Genomic DNA, 3,806 nt, shown 5'->3' on the forward strand with positions numbered 1-3,806 from the left:
ACATGCGCTTCATATACATCCGAATCATCGCTCACCAGAATCGCTTTAGGCTTACAATCTTCCAACATGTAAGTAATTCGTTCCCGCGGATAAGCTGGGTCAATCGGTACGTATACTCCACCAGCTTTAATAATCCCGCAAATCCCTATAATTGTTTCTAAGCTGCGCTCGGCCATAATCGCGACGTAATCCTCACGTCCAATCCCCATCTCACGTAATCTAACCGCCAGCTGATTCGCTTTTTCATTCAGTTCTCGGTAAGTGATTTCTCCGCTTTCCGTGCGTACAGCGATTTTATCAGGTAACCTCATCGCCTGTTCTTCGAACTGTTTTACTACGTTCATATCTTCAGGATATACAATGGTCGTATCGTTAAATTCACCAAGAATTTTCTCTTTCTCTAGATCGCTAATTAGATCTATTTCCTTAATCTGTTGTTCCGGATTCCGGATAATCTCTTGCAGAATAAAATGATATTGCTCTAAGATCAAACGAATATCTTGTTCTGAATATAATTTAGGGTTATAAATAATATCGAGATCGAGTGTATCTTTTAACGAAACGCTAAAATTAAGTGGGTAATTCGTCTGCTCCCTAACTTCTTCAAACTCTATCGTTAATTTACTCCCAATAGATTGTTCTTCCTGAGTCACTGCATATTCATCTACAAAATAATTCTCGAACACAAATAATACATTTATAAGTTCACTATCATGATTGCTTTGTGCCTGAATATCAGCCAAAGAACAAAAATCATAACAAGAGCTATCCAATGCTTGATTATGCATTGTTTCTAGTACTTGTTCACAGGTACTAGTCGTTTCCGTTTTTACTCGCACTGGAACTGTATTTATAAATAGACCTACAGCCCGATCGATACCTACTATGTCTGCATTCCGACCAGAAACTACCTTTCCAAATACCACATCATGATTCATATTGTATTTTTGAAGTAATAATCCTAAAGCACTCTCTAACACCGTATTAATCGTTACATTCTTCCTTCTAGAAAGTTCCTTCAATTTCTCAATTAAGGATTGATCCGCAGTAATAGAATATCTCTGCATTTCTTCTTTCGTAGCTTGAACTTTGCTAGAGGCAGTAATTGTTGTCTTATTAGAATAACCATCCAACAAGGTATTCCAATATTCCATTCCTATTTTCTTATCCTGCTTCTCCAGCCACCTTATATATTCTCCGAAGGAGGCAATACTAGCTTTCTCAGCCTTGTTCGCTACTTGTACAGAACTGTATGGCTCCCCTTCGCATAGTCTCTCGTAATTTCTAAAGAAATCCGTTAATACAGTTGAACTGCACCATCCGTCTAAAATAATATGGTGCAAACTCCACAATGCTAGATGTGCATTGGGAGATAGCTTTATGATTGTCATTCGTACTAAACTGTCTTTTTGCAAATCAAATCCTCGTTGAAGATCCTCCTGCTGCACCTGCTCGATTTTTTTATTCTTTTCACCTGAAGTACAGTCTGTTAAATCGATAACATTTAGTTCAATTTCTCTTTTTCTCAATACAACCTGTAGCGGTTTGTCTCCTTTTTTAGGTAAAACGATGGCTGTGCGCAAGACCCCATACTTTTCGGACAGTAAGCTTAAACTTTCTTTCACCCTAGCGATGTCTAGATCCCCCGTTAATTTCATAACATAGCGGATGAAATACTCAGTCGAATTGTCGTTTAACAGTTTATGGTATAGCATACCTTCTTGCATCGGGCTAAGCGAATAGATTGATTCAATCTTATTCTCCATATCTTAAGTTCCCCTCCTGTAAAATCAAAACTAAAAAATCTCCATTATCTCCTCTAAAACATCACTAGTTAAATCCTCATCATAATCAGAGATCGTCTTAACCTTTTCTTGTTTAGAAGCACAAAACGTAATTACTTCACGTAAAGCCTTCTCGTATTCTCCATTTAATTGATTAATAGATCCCCTATTATATTTAGTTTTATCAAATAAAATAGATATGGATAGCTGAGAATCTTTAATTAGCGCAGTAATTGTGATACCATTGTTCAGTTTGTTATCTGCTGCAATAGTCCTCCCACAATCCAATTCGGAAGTAAGGTAGATTGTCTCATCCTCTCTATTTTCATCATTCCACTGACCCAAATAATTGAAGCATATATCCGCGGGAATCTCAGAAATTCCCTTTTCCCAATAATTTTGAATGACTCCAAACCCTAAACCGCGATTTGGAATACGACGTAGCATTTCTTTAACTTGAATGATTGCTTCTTCCAGGTTATCGGGTGTCTCTAACAACACGGGATAGATACTTGTAAACCATCCCACTGTTCGTGAAATATTAATAGCTTTATGAATTTCCTCCCTACCATGTCCTTCCATATGAATCGCTACTTTACTTTGCCCTGTCCACGACTTTACAGCAAGTCCTAACGCAACAAGAAGAATATCATTGATTTCTGTGTTATAAGCTTTACACACCTCATAAAGCAAAGTTTTTGTCGTCTCTTCATCGAACAGAATGGTTGTGCTGCCAAAGCCCTTTTCCGTTCCCAATGAGTCATTTGCAATTTCACCCGACTCCATTTCCTTACAAACCTCAACCCAATAACTAAACTCATTTTCAAGTTCTGTACATCGACTATATGAAAGCAAAGCCTGTGACCAGTCTGAATAAGATGCTGTTTTTGCTGGAAATTCAATACTCTGTCGCATGAGCGCTTGGTTGTATCCATTGATAAAGTCCTCAATTATTATCCTCCAAGACACACCATCCACTACCAAATGGTGAATACAAATCATTAAATAATTTCCTTTAATTGTCTTGTACAAAGCTGCTTTTAATAATGGACCTATCTCGATATCTATACTGCTCTGCAATTTATTATTCTTCTCTTGCACAAGCTCTTTCACGAGGACTTCATCCATATTCATAAAGTTATACACTTCAAACTGGAACAGTTCATCATCATCGACTTCTCTTATCTTCTGCTCCTTATTTACAAAAACTGCTCGCAGCACATCATGATGTATGACAATTTCCCGCAGTACTTTCTTTACTACTTGTTCCTCAAGCTCTCTTTCCGATTTCAACATAACAGCTTGATTGAAATAATTTTCATTGGATAGATGCCATTCAAAGAATGCGTTTTGGATGGGGGTTAAAGGAACCAAACCCACTACCTCACCTTGCTCATATTCCACCTTATCCACGGTGTTCTTTGCTTTTTTCAAAATAGATTCCATAACTCGCATCATCATAATATCTCTAACAGACATTTCAATCTTTTCTTCTCTTAGTTTCGAGACCACTCGAATGGCTTTGATAGAATCTCCACCCAATTCATAAAAGTTATCTTCGAGCCCAATTTTTTCAATGCCCAAAACTTCCGCAAAAACGTTAAGAATCATTTCTTCCATTTCATTTTTCGGGGCTACATATTCATAATTCCCCTTTACCTCAATATGTGGCAACGCCGCCTTGTTTACCTTCCCGTTTCTAGTTAACGGAATTTGCTCAATTTGCATCATAAAAGCAGGTACCATATACGTCGGCAGGTCCTTTTCGATTTCTCTACGAATTGTCCCCATATCCAGGTTCTTCTCCCCAACGATATAGGCACAAATATGACGTTCACTGTCTCTTTCCCTGATGATCACGGTAGCCTCTTTAACATTATGTACCTTTCTGAGGACACTTTCGATTTCCGCCAGTTCAATCCGGAAGCCTCGTAGCTTAATCTGTTCATCCACTCTACCTACATACTCAATATTTCCATCTGGCAACCATCTAGCTAAATCACCAGAGCGATACATCATCCC

Annotated in this window: 2 protein-coding genes; both read right to left on the reverse strand. The window is 38.0% G+C overall.

Annotation, left to right across the window (positions count from 1 at the left end; translation table 11 throughout):
• On the reverse strand, positions 1 to 1,766 hold a 1,766-nt coding region (locus BAQ44_RS00435), incomplete at its 3' end, for a condensation domain-containing protein (protein WP_145925741.1).
• Positions 1,767 to 1,796: 30 nt separating this feature from the next.
• The coding region (locus BAQ44_RS00440; protein ID WP_145925742.1) for a condensation domain-containing protein at positions 1,797 to 3,806 on the reverse strand (2,010 nt) is incomplete at its 5' end.

This window comes from Bacillus mobilis, assembly GCF_001884045.1.
Classification (GTDB): Bacteria; Bacillota; Bacilli; order Bacillales; family Bacillaceae_G; genus Bacillus_A; species Bacillus_A mobilis.